The sequence below is a fragment of the Peribacillus sp. QJM3NY_7 genome, from assembly GCF_056173225.1.
Genome location: NZ_CM149663.1, coordinates 500,377 through 518,294, shown reverse-complemented (window position 1 = coordinate 518,294; position 17,918 = coordinate 500,377). Strand labels below are relative to the sequence as shown.

Here is a 17,918-nt window from a genome sequence, read left to right as displayed (position 1 = left end):
CTCCTAATTCCTTTGGAGAGGCGGCGGACTTTTTACGTATAACTTCATCCAAATACCTTGCCATCCGTAATATTGACCACTCGATCACATAAATCCAACATTCTTTCATCATGCGTTACCATGATGGCCGCTTTATTTCTTGATTTCACCTCATGTGCAAGCATTTCAACAACATCCCTGCCTCTTTTGGAATCAAGACTTGCGGTTGGTTCATCCGCTAAAATGATTTCTGGATCATTCATCAGCGAACGGGCGATGGCTACACGCTGCCGCTCACCGCCCGACAGTGCTTCTGGCAGGTGATTTGTCCGATGTCCAAGTCCAAGGTGGCTAAGCAATTCGTCCGCTTTTTTCACAGTTGTTTTATCTCGCTTGCCGATCAATTCGGACAGCAGCAGAAGCTGATCTCGTACGGAGAGATATGGCACAAGATTCGACGATTGGAATACAAACCCGATCTTTTCAAGGCGCACCCGAGTCAATTCTTTTGGGGATAGTGTTGTAATATCCTCACCATTCAGCAGTAAGCGGCCTTTGCTCGGGGATAGTAACGCACCTGCTATCGAAAGAAAAGTACTTTTTCCTGAACCTGAAGGACCGACGATGGCGACGAATTCCCCCGCTCTCACATTCAGGGAAATATCATCAAGGGCTTTCACCTTATTATCGCCTTCCCCATAAACCTTACTGACGTTTTCAAATAATAGTTTATCCCCCATCATGATACCCTCCCTATTGCTTCGATCGCGTCTATCTTCGCTACTCGGTATAGGGATAGCAGCGAACCCAATACGGATACAGCCAAAAGTAATACGGAATATTTAATGACCAAATCGGCACTCAATTCAAATGGCATTCCTTCTGGCATGATTAAAGTGACGCCGAATGTCAGGGCAACACTGATGGCTATGCATGTCACGGCAAGCAGCATTACTTGACCAACGATGCTTTTTGCCAGGTAGCCCGTATTGGCCCCCAGTGCTTTAAGGACTCCAAATTGATTCGTCTTCTGCAAAGTAATCACATAAAAGAATACGGCCAAAACGAAAGCTGCAATGACAAACAAAAAGGCAATCATCATCGTCAATGTCCCCTGTTCCTCTTTGAACCCTGGTATACTCTGAAGTGATTCTTCTTTCGAAATGAGCGTTACACCTTCAGGCAATGATTCACGTACATTCTCTTCTGACTTCGAATCCATTTGCACGGCTATTGCGCTGATTGAGTCTTTACCTTGATTTTTCAATCCAGGATTAATCTCCTGCCACCCCTTAACATTCATGTAAACTGCCGGTGTATGGCTGTAAGACTGCTTTTCAGTAAAACCAACAATGGTGAAAACCTTACCTGATAGGTCATCTTTAAGTGAATCACCCAATTTATAACCGACTTCTTTTAAAGAACGATCTGCAACGACTTCACCTTGTTTCTTATTGTCATAGCTCGTTCCTTCTATGACCTTTGGTGCTAAAATCCCACTGGCATCGGTCGCAAAAATCGTGGCATCCGTTTTCTCCGATGATCCGATTTTATTCAATGTGATCATCATTTGCCCCAGCCCTTCGGCTGCTTTAACATCCGATATAGCCCGGATTTCATCAAGCTTTTCCATCGATATGATCGATCGATTCAATTTATTTTTAGAGTCATGCTCCATGACGAAATAGTCGGCTTTCATGTTTTGTATGGATGAAGCATTATCTGATGAAAGTCCATTAGCTAATCCTGAAATGATAAAAACAAGCAAAGCGACCAATACCATGATCAGTCCAATCAGCAGATAACGTAACTTTGAATGCTTTAGTTCACGCATTGCCAAAAACATCATTTCATCTCCCTTTTCTTTTGTTTACCAATCAAGTCCTGCTTCAATCGGTATGACTCGATTGTAAACACTCAATATGAATGGAAGATGAACAACTGATTACATAAGGGGCAGCCGTATATAAAAAGTGGTCCCTTTACCAAGTTCACTTTGGACTTCAATCGTTCCTCCATGAAGTTCAACCGTCTTCTTCGTGATCGAAAGTCCTAATCCGCTGCCTGTTTCACTTCTGTTCCTCACTTTGTCGACTTTATAAAAGCGATCAAGGATATAAGGGAGGTCTTCTTCTGGAATTCCAATGCCCGTATCCGCGATCATCACTTCAACAGTACTGCCTATACTTTTAATCCGAATATGGATTGAACTGCCGGTTTCCGAGTATTTAATGCTATTGGTTATCAAATTCGTCCAAACTTGATTTAAAAGTTTCTCATCTGCAGAAATGGCGGTGGACGGCAAATCCATTTCGATCACCATATCCTTTTCCCGCCAATTCCATTCCAGCATGAACAACACCTGCCGGATTTGCTGCGCTAAATCAAAATTTGACCTTTGCAGCGGATCTTCTTCTTTATCCAACGAAGCAAGCATGAGCAGCTGTTTGCTTAACGACGACATGCGCCTGCTTTCTTTTTCAATGATGGATAAGTACTGATTTCTTTGTTCTTTTGTTAATTCCTCCGATTGAAGGGTTTGAGAAAAACCTTGGATGGATGCAAGCGGAGATTGAATTTCATGAGATACATTCGATACGAATTCCTGCCTCATATCATCCAACCGCTGTATGCTTTGAGTCATTTTCGAGAAGTGCTGTGCCAAGTCCCCTATTTCATCGCTTCGGGTGACATTCAATTCACTACTATAATCCCCATCGGCGATTCTTTTTGTAGCTTCCGTTAATTTCGTAATCGGCTTAACGATGAAACGCGTATTAATGATCACAAATAAAAAACTAAGTAGGAGCGTCAGTACGAGCAAAACTGCAAGGAAAAAGCGAAATTCACCAAATTGCAGCTCTATATTGGGCCTTACAAACAATGCATGCTTTTCACCATTCACGTTCATCGGGACCCCAATGCTATTAATTAATACATCTTCAAAAAAACCCGTAATAAATAACCCATTATTATAATTGGCGATCCCTTGATAGGTATTCCCATTCAAAACTTCGGAAATCATGTCGCGGTCCAAATTCGTTTCACGAAACGGCTCACCATATAAAGTTCCTTCACCCTGCTCATTAAATAGATACATTTGATAGTGCAATCCTGCAATATGGGTTAAATACGCATCAATATCCTGATCAGGATTCTCCTCATATAAGGAGACGATCTCACTTGCGACTTTGCTTATCTTCTCACCATTGTTGGGTTTTTGAACCTGATGATAATAGACATTGGAAATTAAAAAAGCGATGACACTGGCAAGCACCATGATCAAAATGGTTTGAATAACTATCCTGAAATAAAGTGTTTTCACTTCTTGTTGACCTCCACTTTATAACCTAAGCCACGGACAGTCGTTATGACAAAGTCATCGGTCCGGCCTGCAAAACGTTCCCTCAACCGTTTAATATGGACATCAACCGTGCGATCATCCCCTGCAAAATCAGCACCCCAAACCAGTTCGATAAGCTGCTCACGCGTAAAGACCTGATCAGGAAAACTTCCCAGCTGAGCCAGCAGCTCAAATTCCTTAAGCGGCAGGAGCAGCGTATTCCCCTTTATTCGCACTTCGTAACTTTTACGGTCAATCACCGTTTGATTCAATGAGATGGATTCAGAATTCACCATACGGTATCTTCGCAATAGCGCTTTTATCCGAAATAGAAGTTCCCTTGGCTCAAATGGCTTCACGAGGTAATCATCCGTACCCGCAAAGTACCCCTTTTCCTTATCGATAAGTTGATCTTTAGCTGTCAATAAAATGACGGGCAGATCATATTGATCCCGGATTTCCTTACAAAGATCCAGTCCGTTTTTATACGGCATCATTATATCGACAACAGCCAGATGTATCCGTTCCTTCTCCAGTAATAAGGAAGCTTCATTACCGTCCTTCGCTTCCGATACCATGTACCCTTCCTTTTCCAAGTGAAATTTAAGCAACTCCCGAATATGCCGATCATCATCCGCAATTAATATATGTATCAAAGAAACCACATCTCCACTTCTTTTATAGCCCTGGCTAAACATACAATAGCAATAATTAAACCTGTAAAACAACAAATACTAATTCAATTTCCGGTTCCTTATAAACTAGTTTGCCACTAATATACAGCACTCTCTTATTTTTATTAAAAGATAAGTAAAAAAACGAACAGAATCTTAAAACCCTGTCCGCTTTTTTCCTATAGTGAACCGTCATATTCACACTAGTTCAGCCCTATTGATATTTTTATTGCCTAAAAGGGTTTTAAATATTCTGAATATAAATTATAATTGTTTTATTTTAAAACATCTAGGAGGTCACTATGGGAGTAGTAGAGAAAATCAGCGGATTTGCTGGTAAAACGTTTACCTTATGGGTCATTTTATTTGCAGTTATTGCGTATATCTTACCTAATCAGTTTATATGGATTGGAGACTATATTGTTCCATTACTAGGAATTGTCATGTTTGGCATGGGACTTACATTATCAGCAGCGGATTTTAAAGAAGTATTTCGACGGCCGAAAGAGGTCGCACTAGGGGTAGCAGGTCATTTTATCATTATGCCCTTATTGGCATTCGGATTAGCAATAGGGTTCGATTTGCCCAAAGAAGTCGCTGTTGGTGTTATTTTGGTAGGATGTTGCCCTAGTGGAACGGCTTCAAATGTCATGGTGTTTCTTGCGAGAGGAAATGTTGCGCTTGCAGTTGCCATTGCTTCTGTTTCCACTATTCTAGCGCCTATCGTAACGCCCCTGCTTATTCTGCTCTTGGCAAGTAAATGGGTCAACATCAGTATCGGGTCATTATTCATTTCGATCATTCAAGTGGTGATTATCCCACTGATACTAGGATTTCTTGTTAAAAAGTTTTTCGGAAAACAGGCAGAGGCCGGTGCAAAGGCTTTACCTCTAGTATCTGTCATTTCCATCGTTCTGATCGTATCTGCCGTAGTAGCTGGCAGCCAAGATCAGCTGGCTAAAACAGGTTTGCTGATTTTTGCAGTAGTCGTTCTTCATAATGTTCTTGGTTTTTTACTCGGCTTCTTCTTTGCTCGTTTATGCGGGATGGATTTAGCTAAACAGAAAGCTGTTGCAATGGAGGTCGGTATGCAGAACTCTGGTTTAGGTGTAGCCATAGCAACAGCCCACTTCTCGCCTTTGGCCGCTGTTCCTAGTGCCATTTTCAGTGTTTGGCATAACATATCAGGTTCCGTTCTGGCCTATATCTTCAGTCTCATGAAAGATAAAAAAAATGTAGGCACCGATAAAAATAATTCGATAAAAACAGACGCATCATAATAAGTTGGAGATGAATCAATAAAAAAAGCCGATTGAATAGATCGGTTTTTTTTTGTGAATTAACCATCAGAATATTGAACATTCAAGGGAAAATGACAATATTCAATGCCCAAAAATAATGAACTTACTGCCTTGTTGTGGTTATTTTTTTGTACTACCTGCTATACTACTAGATGAAAGTAAGTTATAAAATTTGCTAATGATTCGGGTTATAGTAATTGACTATCATTTTAAGGATGAGGGAATATAATGTCACCAAAAATAAAATCTTCAAGAAAAATAGCTAGATATTCACTAATTATCATGGGGGCGGGTTATATTGCAACCACTCCATTTCAAGGTACATTGCCTTTAGATTTATTACATGGAGGGTTTGAGGCTGGTTTAGTCGGCGGATTGGCAGATTGGTTTGCAGTCACTGCATTATTCCGCCATCCGCTTGGATTACCAATCCCCCATACAGCCCTTTTGCCCAACAATCGTAAAAGAATGACAAATGCACTTGTTTCGATGCTAAAAAACGACTGGCTTTCTAAGGAAAGCATTCAGGACAAAGTAAAACATATTCCTTTTACTGAAAAATTGATCCCTATTTTAGGAAAAGAGATTCAAAGTGATACCTTTAGAAAAGTCCTGATTAAACTAATCAAGCAAATGATTGGTTATATAGATATAGAAAAGATTACGCCTTTCGTTGCAAAAAAAATTAAAACATCACTTTCTGGCATAGACATGAGCAAGATTCTACATTTAGTAAGTTCGGAGTTACTTAACGAAGAGTTTGATAAGAAGGCTTTGGATCATGTTTTGAAAAAAGCTGAAGATTGGTTAGGAAAAAAAGAAACCAGTCACCGACTTGGCACTGTTTCCATGGATGTACTCAGCAAGATTGAACTGGAAGGTATGCTTCAGTTCGCCGTTAAGTCCATTCAAAGTCTACTTAACGAAGAGAAACTTGGGAATATCATCCAAAACCTGCTATTAAGTGTCGTAAATAATTTACAAAACGAGAAAGAACCAAATAGAGAGGCTTTAATCTTATATATCAGGAAAGAGATACAAGGCATTAACCATAACCGGGAACTGTTAGAAGGAGTTGAGAAATGGAAAAATCAACTTCTGACAAAATGGGAGCCTGAGGCGACAATAAAGGGAAGCCTAAAACAAATTCAACAAGAAGCATTGGATTTCGTCGAAGATGAACATTTCATGGATACTTACCTGACTCCAATGATTCATCATATACTGGACAATATTAAGGAAAATAGCACCCGCATCGATCAATGGATACAGAAACAAATTACTGTTCTCATTGAAAAAAATCATACGCAAATCGGCAATCTTGTACAAGAAAATTTAGATAAGCTAGACAACGAAACGCTGATTGATATGATGGAAAACGGTGTAGGAAAAGACTTGCAGTGGATTCGGGTGAACGGGGCGGTCTGCGGTTTTATCATAGGGCTTATCCTAACAGGTGCACAGGCTCTGCTTAGGCTATTATAATCCAGGCATAACGGCAGAATACTGTCGCTACCAAATCAACTGGGACTGATTCGTTTTTCTGAAAATGAAGAGATAAATAAAAAGCCAGCCAAGGTTTTCATGAAACACCTCGGCTAGCTTTTCCTTTTTCATATTAACATGTTTGCACAATAGACTTAGATTACAGGTACACATATAAATCAAAGCTCCACTTAAAGCAAGGCTTCAATTAACTAAGGGGTGGATTGCTTACCACTAAGCCAGCCATCAATATGATCTAAATTAAAAATCAACAAATTATCGATGGGTCTGAGATGAGGGATCTTTTTATTCAATATTAGATCATCGATTTCCTCTTCGGTAATTGGATAATTTACCGACTCAAGGTAAATCATCAAACTTTTTATACCATAGGCTTTCCTCATTTAATCACCTCCCACCAAATTCTCCTTATTCAACATAAAGAAAACTTAGTGCTAGATATTAAATGAAAGACCGCTTAATTCTTAATACCCACTTTTTGAAGAAATATCCGTTTTTACTTTATGTAGGCACTTTAAATCAGGAAATTAATCTAATGTATAGGGTTTCCTCTCCTCGAATATCTCCACTTCATCCCATTTTACAGATTTAGAGTACATATATTTATCTGTCCGTTCAAAACCCATCCTTTTAGCAAGTTCAGTGTTTGTTGTATCCAACAATACTTTTCCAGTTCTTCTTTCTTCAGATGCTGGAAACACCTCCCTTATATATTGCCTTTGAATTTATCTTAAATAAATCTACCTCTTCTACAGAAACATTTTTTATATAGATATTTTCATCTAAATGTTTGAAACCTTGAGTTAGATCAACATATTTATTACGAATTAACCTTATAGACTTATCTTCCAGTAGACTTAAACTATAATCGCTACCATTATGTATTGCATACTTTCCTTTTCTTATCATAGGTTCCTCCAGATAAGTATTTATCATCAAAATTAGATTGCATTCATTCATCTGGAAACAATCATTTCAACTTATGTTAAAGTCTTTTATTAGCGGGAAATACTCATGATAAAATTAAATGTCCCTTTTAAATTCTTTTAATAAAATATCTTTTATTCCATCTAATTCGTTATTAGCAACGATTCTCTTGTCATAGTTATCATCCCAAATAAAATAATCAGATAAACCCACTCTAGGTTTATCTATCTCACGATAGATGCTACTCAATTCCATCATAGTTTTACGATATTGCTCTGCTGATTCACAATCCAATAAGCATATTTCAATCAACTCAATTGAGGCTTTAGCTTATCGTATTATATGTTCTAAATCTTTTTTTCTTTTGTTAATATTTTCACCAAACGAACATAAGCATCTTTAATAACTAATAATGTTTGCTCCAAGTTTATCCCCCATAATACAGTCATTTTATTGGAACTTCATCCACCACTTTTAAATACTTACTTCCCAAGGTTCCGACACAAAAATTTGATTCTCTCCACCTGAATAGATTCCAGCTTGATAAGCCCGCTAGACCCTTATTTATATTAGTTCTTTAGGAATTTCCATTGTATAAACTATCCAGCTTCATTATAAAGTCTCTAGTTTCTCCCCTTGGTATAACCTTCCTACTTTCAGGTAAATCTTCAAATATTAATATTGGTTTTTTCATCTCAATAATCGCTTCTATGTCGTCAAGAGGCACGTCCTTTTTAAAAACAAATTGCTCTTGCTTTTCGAATCCATAGCAGTCTACATCATTACTATCCATACTAAATAACGAAATCTCATTTTCATCCAAGATATGCCTGCCCAATGAATATGGCTCAAACTCTTTACCTTTGTAAGCTACCAAAAACTTTAGTTCATAAACTAAATCAACTTCCTCTTTAGTCACATCCTTGATAAACAGATTTGTCATATTCCCTGTTTGATCAACAAGTTCACGAAATCCTTGTTCAGGTTCATGGGTTCTTAGTCTTAACCTGTCGTTACGGATATTCAAGAGGTAATCCTTATGATTATATATGGCATATTTCACCTTTAGCTTCACCTCGTCTAACTTGATCTTATTTAATATTTTATAATGTCACTTGTATTGAAGAATGAATATTAATTCAGAAGTTCCAAAACTGTTTTATAAAAATATTCACATGCATCATCTTCTGTATCAAATTTCTTTAAATTTGATTTCAACCCACGTTCACTATAATAGACTTCCAAAATATTATCTCTTTTATTTAAGCAAAGTACCTCATTAGGTAGTCCACCATTAAGGCTATATAGATTTTTTGGAACATTATCTTTAATTAATAATTTCTCCAATTCCAACTTTTTCAAATTAATTCCCTTCCCGTCTAATTATGTACATTTTCTTTTATATACTTAACCTCAAGAAATATATAATCCGAGTTATCTTCTTACACGATTCAGATATACACCTTTTTCTTTTTATCTTTTAAAATATAATATGCTTATTCCTGCATCACATGACCTTGGATCATACCATTGCGTAATCTTACCCCATTCAAATAGATTTTCAGACAATATACCTTCTGGATACCCAATTTGCTCTGTAAGCCATTCGCCATGCTGCGAAAGTTTTTCTTCATAGTCCCATTGGTTAATGGATGGATCACTAACTTTTAAGCGTATTCCTTGTATTATGTTTTTTTCGAAAGAAATTCTAACAGAAAATTTTTTGCTTCCCAATTGTATAGGCCTTAAAGATCCAACTGTTGCTGCTTCATCAGACTGCCTTTTCCTAACCTCAAAATTAGGATTTGTTACAAATGACTTCTCCAAAAAATCCAAATTTGTATCTTGTTTTACTTCAATTCCCTCTATTGTCAATATTCCATTATTCAAGTTATTCATTATCGAATCCCCATCTCAAAAATAAATCAACATTTCCTAACGCTTCAATATGTTCAGCTTTAGTTAATTTGAAATTGTTTAGTAACACTAGGAGCCTCTTTTTTCTCTATATATGTTTTATTGATTTATATATAATCTAATCTAACGAAAACGGTTTTCGTTCTTCTATTATTTCAACTTCATCTAAATTTACATTTTTAGAATAAAGATATTTATCTGTACGTTCAAATCCATACTTTTCGGCGAGTTTTAAATGAGGAGTTGCTAGAAGAATTATTCCATTCTCGCCATTAGAAGCTCCAAACAACTCTCCTTTATATTTTGCAAAAGAATGAATTAAAAATAGTTTTTCTACTTCATTTAAGGAAATAACTTTTGTATAAATATTATCTTTATAATGGGTAAATCCATAATTCATGTCTTCCTTATTATTGCTTTTTAGTACTATAAAGCCCTCGCTTTCAGTTCAATAAACCTATACTCTTTCCCATTATAGATAGTATGCTCGCCTTTTCTTATCATTCTCCACTCCAGTACTTAACTTTCTATCATCCAGACACAAAAAACTGTTTTCCTTTTTTTACTACTGGACTTATATTTGCATTTAGAATTATTTAAATGTTACTGCAACAAATCTCTTACGTCATCTTAACAACATGAGCTATTGATTCAAATATGAGACTTATTAAACATTAATTGTATAAAACATAAAAAACTTGAAAGACATATAAGACAATCAAGGTCTAGGTTAAGGCATAAAGCTAACTCTAGTTAATTTTTTATAACAACTATTTTTATCATAATTCTCTATTTAATTTTTCAGCTTTATGTAATTCTCCTAATAACGGATTTAGATAGTCTTTATAACTATCCATATAAGCCCTTACGCCGCCAATAATATTTAATTCTCTTATATCTTCATTATTTTCCAATACATCCAATGCGTCCTTATATCTTTTATATATAAGTTGTAACACGCCCCTTGTAATTTCATTATAATAATCATTTTCAAGATTATTTATCACAACTTTTATTTGATCGATTAACTGCTTTTTCTTATCCATTAATTTCATCTTCCTATCTGCTCGCCCTAATTAATTCAATAGCTTCCACTTTATCAGATTCTATGAATCTATACTCTCTGCCATTATAGATCGTATACTCACCTTTTCTTAGCATTTTCCCACTCACTCCATTATTTAATTTCCCATCACCCAATTCAAACTGCTTGCTTTCCGTTTAACATCGCATAAACTGGACTCTGGACATAAAAAAAACTCCTATAAAGGAATTTCACAGGAGTTTTTTTGTTCATATTGGGGATTTACATCAAGCCCCATACTTTTCTTTAATGGCTTTATCTGCACAAAAACTATGGAATTGGTTGATTAATTCATCAATATCTTCTTTTCTGATGATTTTCTCAAGCCATTCTTTAGGAATGTCGTCCATTTTATAGTACATACCTGCCATTGTCCCTGTAATGGCACCTACTGTATCCGTATCATCCCCTAGATTCACTGCTGTTAAAACGGCATCGCTAAACGAATTTGAATTTCCTAAACACCAAATGGCTGCTTCCAACGTATGAACGACATAACCATCTGACTGAATTTCTTCTTGTGGTAATGAAAAGAAATCTTCCTCAAAAATCCTTGAATAGGATTGCAGCTCTTTTTGGTATATATGATCTTTATCAAAATTCTCATCAAAAAGTTTTTTTGTTTGTCTTATTGCATCTTCAGGAGAATTATTATAATAAAGTCTAAGTAAAAACTCGACATAAATAATGGAACCTACCACAGAACGCGGATGTGCATGTGTTACTTCCGTATACTTTTTAATGGTTTGGATTTTTTCAATGAAATTAAAGTTATTAATAAGGATAAATGCTACTGGAGCGACCCTCATCAACGCCCCATTTCCATTATCAAACATGGCATTTCCGCCACATTCTGGAGCTGGGGCTCCATTTTTAAACTTAATTATGGCTTCACTGGTCGTTCTGCCAATATCGAACATTTCATGATGTGGTGTCCAATAGCCAGATTCCATATACTGAACGAATTTTTGCATGAGCTCCGCTGAATCGCCTTTTTCAATTAAGTTTTCAATTAAACATAACGTTAACGAAGTATCATCCGACCAGGTGCCTGGCGGCTGATTATAGGTTCCATATCCCGATATATCATTAATAGTGAAAGTCCCTCTTTTTTTAAATTCAACAGGAACACCCAGCATGTCTCCGATAATACTGCCATACATACTCGGTAATAATCTTTTCTTAATGGCTAAACTCATAAAAATCTTGTTATCGTCTTCCCATCTGTCTACCATTCTTCTGCCTGTCATTCTTTACACCTACTTTTTATTTAAGTCTAATACAAGATGCAGCTTACCATACGCATCCTCATTGGCTTCTTTGATAAGTAATTCTTGACCAGCATTTAAAAGCAACTCGGCCTCATCAGGAAATTCACTAATTTTCCCAACATAAGCAGCGTTCGCTCCTTTTGGAACATTTATAGTCCAAGAAACCTGTTTATAATCAAATGATGACTCTTTTACAATCGCAGTACTCACAAATGCTTCATCCTTAAAAGTCTTTCCTATTAATGAACCCAAATCTATATTACCATGGTCGTCTATTTTTAAAATACTTTCTAATGGCGTGAGGTCAGTTCCTCTAAAGACCTGCATATCATGTGGAACTGCTGCTTTATTCAGGCCAATTTTAATATCATTAATAACCTGCTTATCTATTCCATATAAAGAATTATCAATTCCTCTCAAATATTTATTAATATATTGGTAATCATTTCCTGTGTATTGTTTAATAGCTGCCTTTTCTCTTTCGGTCAAGGAATCTAACCACTTAGAGTAGTACGCTTCTCCCCATTCATGAGCTTCGGGTATATTACTAAATTTAGGGGGTGCTTCACTGGCCCCACCTCTAACACTAAATTTCTGCACGAGCTCCTTCACTTTTACTGAATCGGTTTCAAGTCCAACCATATTATGCCCAGCAGGTTGAAGGGATTGTCTGAGAACAGGCATTTTGATTTCACCAATAGCCCGGCCAGCGGCTTTCCCATGAGATACGGCAATTTCCTTAAAGTTTTTTGTTTCATTAGCAATGAAGCGGCCGGTTGTTTTAGCAACCTGCCCGGTGGCTTTGCCCACCTTTATCACATTTTCATATGTGGCTTTGCCCATACCGCTGATGATGGCTTGAACCTTCTGAACCTGCTTTTGCGCAAATTCCTTGCTGTAAGGGATGAACTTTGTACTACTCGCTACTTTATCAGCGACCTTCGCCGCACCTGCCACACCGCCGATTCCGAGTGCCATCAACAGGCCGTTCTGGCGCTGTTCCTCGGTTAGCTGGTTGCCGAACATGTCTTTGCCTGTGGCTGCTTCACCGAGGCCGTTGGCTGCGAGGAGCCCGTATATCCCGTATTCGGCTTTCTGGAGGAGGCTAAAGCCTTTTGTCGTTTTATAGGCATCGAGCGCGTGGTTCGCTGCATTGAGTCCTTTGGCCGTTTTGTAGATGGCGTTGCCGCCTTTGATGGCCCGTCCGGCCCAGCCGACGACGGGGATGAATCCAGCGGCGGCCATGGCACCGGCGGCGATTCGTTCGGCATCGGACAGCTTGCGGCCCGTTACTGGATCGACTCCGGTCGAGGCCCTGATTGAATCATAATATCCCGTGAATTCCCCTGTAAAGGTTTTTGTCGTATCCCAGGCCTTTTCGTACCATGGACGATTTTCGAGTTCTTCCATTTCCTGTTCGATTTTCCGGGCTTCTGCTTGTTCCTTTTTGAAGGACTGATAGTCTTTCATCTGACCGGCGACTTCATCCTTTACTTGATAGACGTCACTGCTCTTGAATGCCGATTGGTTGAATGTCATCGGCGAGATGTTGCCGTCCTGCTTGGTGGCATCAAGCAAGGCACGGAAGAGGCCAACGGCGACGTTTTCCTGTCCGATGGACACATCATATTCCTCGACCAATTGCCGGTCGACATTCTCGACCTTTGTCACGGTGTCATCCAGCCTGTGTCCGGCCAGCGTGATTTTTTCATTAAAGTCCTTTTGGTTGAACATATCAAGAGGCAGGATATCGTCAATGCTATTCAGGATCCTTTGAAGGTCGTTCGCTTGTTGATCAACAAGCGACTTCGCTTGGTTGATGCCGTTTGAGACTTCGCCATCTAAAAAGGGGACCTCGACCACCGTATTTCCGGAGAGGTCCGCTTCTTCCAGATTGGCCGGTATGCCTTCCAAAAAACTGATCTGGGTTGTGAATAATTCCATCCAGGCGTCCGCCACCTCGATTTGTGCTTCATAGAAGCTTTTGATGGCGGTAGCACCGGCTCCCTGGAACTCGTCATCCATGCCGACAATGCCCTGAAATTCCTTTTTCAGGGCTGTGACTTCCTTCTTTAGTTCTTCATATTGCTTGGCGCGCGACTTGGTTGCGGCCGTCAATGTCTCGGCTTCAAATATCTTCATCGCTGATACCCATGTGAAGACGTATGGGCGATGGCTTCATCCTGTTCTTTTAATAAGTCAATGTTGGCACGGGTATCTTCCACATTTTTCTGGACGATTTTGATATATTGCTCAAAGACCTTCTCCAGGTTCGTTTCGCGATCGATCCATTTCGAGGTGAATTCCAATTTATTGTTGCCAAGCTCGCCTGCCGGCAAATTTCCAAGCGCGACTGTACCAAGTGCCGTCTTCACTTGATCGACTTGCTTCGTTACGGCAGGATGATTCAGTTTGATTGTCGTCATTAAAACAACCACCCTTTTAAATATGATATTTTGCTTTCCAATTGATCTATGACGGCTTCTCCTTTGCCTAAAAGAACATCCGCTTCATGTGCTATCGTACCTGCTGCACTCAGAGCCTTTTTCTCTATATTAAGCATCATGATTTTACCGTCGATTTTCTCTTGATAGTCATCATAATCATCATGAATGATCGTTGACATTGCCTTGTATGCATCACTGCGGGCATCTTGAAAGTCTTCTGCCCGGTTTCCCGTCCAGCTTTTTGCCAAGTCCGGGTTTTTAATTTTAGCTATTTCCCCAAGACAAGCATTCTGTTCTTCTTTGATTTGTCTTTTTGCCTGCTCCAAACGATTGATTTTTTCATTCACATCGGAAGTTTTACTAGAGAGGGCAGAGTGAATTTCACTCAATGAATTTGCATACACCTAAAAAATCACCTCAAACATACTATTCTCATTATGTAGACTGTCATATTTTTCATAATTTTTATTATAAGGATTATAGTCTTAGAGTTAAATAGGGATAAATAAGCTATTTATGCTACGAAATTAGGAAATTCAGCCCGCACGCTCCAATTCCAAATTAGACTTTTTACCCTCGCATTTCCATTTTTAAACATAAAGAAAGGGTGCAGGCTGCACCCTCTGAATATTTACTGCATTATTTGAATTCCTTTTCGCCAAATAAATGCGGAACTTTCACCTTTTTCCCTTTTTTATGATTGAAATCAGGTTTTTTAGCTTCGATTTTTGCTTGGTCATAGACAGCTGTGCCGACAATTCCAGCAACATCTTGAAGCTTTTCTTTTGAGATTTTATCAATGGTATCATCAGGAGTATGATACCAAGGTTCTGATGGACTGTGGATGAATAAAGCAGCGGGTATTCCAGCCTCAGCAAATGACACATGGTCACTTCTGCCGCCTTGTCCATATGGAGTCGGCTCACCATTCAGTCTTGTACTTGATGACTGGGCCAGCTCGGTTACAAGGTTCGTTTCTCCATCATTAGTCAAAATGACCAAATCTCCGGCATCCTTGCTTCCTACCATATCGAGATTGAAATTGGAAATGGTCCGCTTGATATCATCATCAGGGAGATTGTCCACATAATGCTGCGAACCCAACAATCCATTTTCCTCTGCCCCAAAGGTGACGAAGCGAATTTCCGTATCTGTAGGAAGATTCTTCAGAACACGGGCAAGTTCGAGGGTGACGGATGTTCCAGATGCATCATCGTTCGCTCCGGGTGCCCCCGCGACGGAATCATGATGTCCGGTAATATAAATGATATCGCTCTTTTTTGCTTTATTGTTCTTTGTTGCTTTTTTCGTTGCCACTACATTATAAGAGGTTTTTTCTCCGGAATGGGCACCTTCAATTTTTAATGATGCTGTCAATTTGACTCCTTCATTCAATTTTTCCAAAAGGGCTTCTCCATCCTTTTTGGTGATCGTGACGGATGGTATAAACTTGTCATTATCCTCTCCGAGTGTCCCGTTTAATTCCCCATCTGCATTATTGAATAGGATGACTCCCGTTGCCCCTTTTTCCGCTGCATTCAATACTTTCTCTGCAAAAGTGAGGTTCCCTCTTTGTATAAGGGCAATCTTCCCTGCAACATCGGTTTGCTCAAGCTCTTCTTTTGTTCCTAAACCGGCATATACCACTTCACCGGACAGGTCCCCATTAACTGAATAGGTTAAATGATTCGCTTGGATTTCCCCATCAAATCCGGCAACGGATAGCTCGACCAGATTTGGGTCTGTATAAGATAAAAAACTGAACTCTTCGATATCGGCTTTATAGCCATAAGATTGGAATTGCTTTTTGATGAATTGGACGGCTTTATACTCAGATTCCGTACCGGCCACCCGAGGTGTTTGTGAGAGGTATTCAATATTCTTGTAGATTTTATCGGCATCGATTCTTTTAATGACTTGCTTGTCCGTGGATGGCTCAGATATCACCGGCGATGAATGCGGCGCTGCTAAAGCGGTGGTTGTCCCGGCTGTCCCGAGTGTCAATGCTGTGATTAATGTTAATGACAGAAATTGTTTTTTCATAGATTGCCTCCCAGTTTAATAGTTTCTACCATGATTTTACAATATATAGAAAATACTAACTAGGTAGGTTTATCCCTATTCATGCATGTCTAAAGTACCGAATTTACAAATACAAGAAATTATCAGGTGTTTTAACCTACATCAAAAGTCATTATCCATTCGATATTTTGTCATATTATATAAAAATACCTGTAATCCAAACAGGATTTTCGCACTTTTTCGGGAAAATAATACAGAAGATATTGAATTTTTACAGGGAGAAGGCGCAAAGATGTCGATAACTAAATTCGTGATGCCGGAAGTGATTTTCGGTAAAGGTTCGATTGAACAAGCTGGCGAGGCCTGCTTGCGGCTGGGTGCCAAAAAGGCGCTGATCGTAAGCGACTCCGGGGTGGCCAATGCTGGCTGGTTGGATAAAGTCATTGAATCCTGCCAAGATGCAGGCCTTGCTTTTGCTACCTTCATTGAAATGACGACCAATCCGAAGGACAGGGAGATCGAAGCTGGCTGTTTGACATTTAAAGAACAAGAATGTGATGCCATCATCGGCTTGGGCGGAGGCAGTGCTTTGGATGTTGCCAAAGGGGTAGCCCTTTTAGTAACGAATGGCGGCATCATCAGTGATTATGAAGGTGTTGATAAAGTCCACTCTCCCCTCCCACCCATGGTGATGATCATGACCACTGCAGGATCTGGTTCGGAAGTATCCCAGTTTTCGGTGATCGTCGATTCATTCCGCGAGAAAAAAATGACGATCATTTCAAAATCACTCGTTCCCGATATTGCAATAGTCGATCCTGCTACCTTAACCACCTTGGGACCGGATTTGACCGCAGCTACCGGAATGGATGTTTTAACCCACGCCATTGAATCCTATGTTTCAATCGCTGCGACACCTTTGACCGATGTACAAGCTAAAAACGCGCTTTCCATCGTTTCTCGCCACTTACGCCCCTCTGTTGCATCCAGGCATAATGAGGAAGCAAAAAAAGCGATGGCGATGGCGAGCCTGCAGGCTGGACTGGCTTTTTCCAATGCCATTTTGGGTGCTGCCCATGCCATTTCACATGCCATAGGCGGCAAGTACCTCCTTCCGCATGGTGAAATCAATGCGATACTCCTTCCCCATGTCATGGATTTCAATCGAATTGCCTCACCAAGGCGATTCAGCGAGATTGCAGACATCATGGGCGTCGATACACGGGCATTGACGGAGCAGCAAGCAGGAATGGCTGCCATTCACTTCGTAAGGGAATTATCCCGGGATATAGGGGCTCCCAAGAGTTTAAGTGATGTAGGCATTACGAAAGAAATGATAGATCCCATAGGGATGACCGCTCTTGAGGATGCCTGTATGATCACAAACCCCCGTGATATGTCATTAGAACAGATTAATCAGCTGCTTCTTACAGCCCTATAAGAGGTG

The 17,918-nt window shown here is 39.3% G+C and carries 20 protein-coding genes; 3 read left to right on the top strand and 17 right to left on the bottom strand.

Features of this window, described 5'->3' with window-relative positions; translation table 11 throughout:
• Positions 1-44: 44 nt before the first annotated feature.
• From AC0VX1_RS02540 to AC0VX1_RS02525, 4 genes are all read right to left on the bottom strand, one after another.
• Positions 45-722, bottom strand: coding sequence for an ABC transporter ATP-binding protein (locus AC0VX1_RS02540; protein WP_475469738.1), 678 nt, complete (start codon positions 720-722; stop codon positions 45-47).
• Positions 719-1,825, bottom strand: coding sequence for an ABC transporter permease (locus AC0VX1_RS02535; protein ID WP_106027508.1), 1,107 nt, complete (start codon positions 1,823-1,825; stop codon positions 719-721). The genes AC0VX1_RS02540 and AC0VX1_RS02535 overlap by 4 nt, the downstream gene beginning before the upstream one ends.
• 99 nt (positions 1,826-1,924) lie before the next feature.
• Complete coding sequence (locus AC0VX1_RS02530) at positions 1,925-3,304, bottom strand: sensor histidine kinase (RefSeq protein WP_475469736.1); 1,380 nt, start codon at positions 3,302-3,304, stop codon at positions 1,925-1,927.
• The gene (locus AC0VX1_RS02525; RefSeq protein ID WP_413022648.1) at positions 3,301-3,978 is read right to left on the bottom strand and encodes a response regulator transcription factor; all 678 of its coding nucleotides are present in this window, start codon (positions 3,976-3,978) and stop codon (positions 3,301-3,303) included. Before AC0VX1_RS02525 ends, AC0VX1_RS02530 begins: the two co-directional genes overlap by 4 nt.
• A gap of 320 nt (positions 3,979-4,298) precedes the next feature.
• Between AC0VX1_RS02525 and AC0VX1_RS02520 the strand changes: the two genes are divergently transcribed.
• Positions 4,299-5,276: a bile acid:sodium symporter family protein gene (locus AC0VX1_RS02520; protein WP_034305980.1), complete on the top strand. Its 978-nt coding sequence runs from the start codon at positions 4,299-4,301 to the stop codon at positions 5,274-5,276.
• A gap of 249 nt (positions 5,277-5,525) precedes the next feature.
• Positions 5,526-6,782 carry a DUF445 domain-containing protein gene (locus AC0VX1_RS02515; RefSeq protein ID WP_475469733.1) on the top strand — a complete coding sequence of 419 codons (1,257 nt, stop codon included), beginning with the start codon at positions 5,526-5,528 and terminating at the stop codon, positions 6,780-6,782.
• 212 nt (positions 6,783-6,994) lie between these two features.
• On the opposite strand, the gene AC0VX1_RS02510 is transcribed toward AC0VX1_RS02515, so the two are convergent.
• The 13 genes from AC0VX1_RS02510 to AC0VX1_RS02450 all read right to left on the bottom strand — a co-directional run bounded on the left by AC0VX1_RS02510 (position 6,995) and on the right by AC0VX1_RS02450 (position 16,492).
• Positions 6,995-7,186 (bottom strand): hypothetical protein, encoded by a 192-nt coding sequence (locus tag AC0VX1_RS02510; protein ID WP_413022650.1) that lies wholly within the window; start codon positions 7,184-7,186, stop codon positions 6,995-6,997.
• Positions 7,187-7,330: 144 nt separating this feature from the next.
• Positions 7,331-7,462, bottom strand: coding sequence for a hypothetical protein (locus AC0VX1_RS02505; RefSeq protein ID WP_475469731.1), 132 nt, complete (start codon positions 7,460-7,462; stop codon positions 7,331-7,333).
• 25 nt (positions 7,463-7,487) lie between these two features.
• On the bottom strand, positions 7,488-7,712 hold the full coding sequence (locus AC0VX1_RS02500) for a hypothetical protein (protein ID WP_475469729.1): 225 nt from the start codon (positions 7,710-7,712) through the stop codon (positions 7,488-7,490).
• Positions 7,713-8,307: 595 nt separating this feature from the next.
• Complete coding sequence (locus AC0VX1_RS02495) at positions 8,308-8,793, bottom strand: hypothetical protein (protein WP_063235277.1); 486 nt, start codon at positions 8,791-8,793, stop codon at positions 8,308-8,310.
• A 71-nt stretch (positions 8,794-8,864) separates the two neighbouring features.
• Positions 8,865-9,092 carry a hypothetical protein gene (locus AC0VX1_RS02490; protein ID WP_230134370.1) on the bottom strand — a complete coding sequence of 76 codons (228 nt, stop codon included), beginning with the start codon at positions 9,090-9,092 and terminating at the stop codon, positions 8,865-8,867.
• Positions 9,093-9,203: 111 nt separating this feature from the next.
• Positions 9,204-9,629, bottom strand: coding sequence for a hypothetical protein (locus tag AC0VX1_RS02485; RefSeq protein WP_475469727.1), 426 nt, complete (start codon positions 9,627-9,629; stop codon positions 9,204-9,206).
• Between the two features lie 136 nt (positions 9,630-9,765).
• The gene (locus AC0VX1_RS02480) at positions 9,766-10,047 is read right to left on the bottom strand and encodes a hypothetical protein (protein WP_475469726.1); all 282 of its coding nucleotides are present in this window, start codon (positions 10,045-10,047) and stop codon (positions 9,766-9,768) included.
• Between the two features lie 379 nt (positions 10,048-10,426).
• On the bottom strand, positions 10,427-10,693 hold the full coding sequence (locus tag AC0VX1_RS02475; protein WP_475469724.1) for a hypothetical protein: 267 nt from the start codon (positions 10,691-10,693) through the stop codon (positions 10,427-10,429).
• Positions 10,694-10,958: 265 nt separating this feature from the next.
• Entirely contained in the window at positions 10,959-11,981 is a 1,023-nt protein-coding gene (locus AC0VX1_RS02470) for an ADP-ribosylglycohydrolase family protein (protein ID WP_475469722.1), read from the bottom strand.
• 9 nt (positions 11,982-11,990) lie between these two features.
• The gene (locus tag AC0VX1_RS02465; protein ID WP_475469720.1) at positions 11,991-14,144 is read right to left on the bottom strand and encodes a T7SS effector LXG polymorphic toxin; all 2,154 of its coding nucleotides are present in this window, start codon (positions 14,142-14,144) and stop codon (positions 11,991-11,993) included.
• A complete protein-coding gene (locus AC0VX1_RS02460) occupies positions 14,141-14,428 on the bottom strand; it encodes a YwqI/YxiC family protein (RefSeq protein WP_475469718.1) in 288 nt (95 codons plus the stop codon). The genes AC0VX1_RS02465 and AC0VX1_RS02460 overlap by 4 nt, the downstream gene beginning before the upstream one ends.
• The gene (locus AC0VX1_RS02455) at positions 14,428-14,853 is read right to left on the bottom strand and encodes a YwqH-like family protein (protein WP_063577498.1); all 426 of its coding nucleotides are present in this window, start codon (positions 14,851-14,853) and stop codon (positions 14,428-14,430) included. Before AC0VX1_RS02455 ends, AC0VX1_RS02460 begins: the two co-directional genes overlap by 1 nt.
• A 235-nt stretch (positions 14,854-15,088) precedes the next feature.
• Positions 15,089-16,492 (bottom strand): M28 family peptidase, encoded by a 1,404-nt coding sequence (locus AC0VX1_RS02450; protein WP_475469716.1) that lies wholly within the window; start codon positions 16,490-16,492, stop codon positions 15,089-15,091.
• A gap of 271 nt (positions 16,493-16,763) precedes the next feature.
• On the opposite strand from AC0VX1_RS02450, the gene AC0VX1_RS02445 reads away from it, so the two are divergent.
• Positions 16,764-17,912 carry an iron-containing alcohol dehydrogenase gene (locus AC0VX1_RS02445; protein ID WP_413009523.1) on the top strand — a complete coding sequence of 383 codons (1,149 nt, stop codon included), beginning with the start codon at positions 16,764-16,766 and terminating at the stop codon, positions 17,910-17,912.
• Positions 17,913-17,918 lie beyond the last annotated feature (6 nt).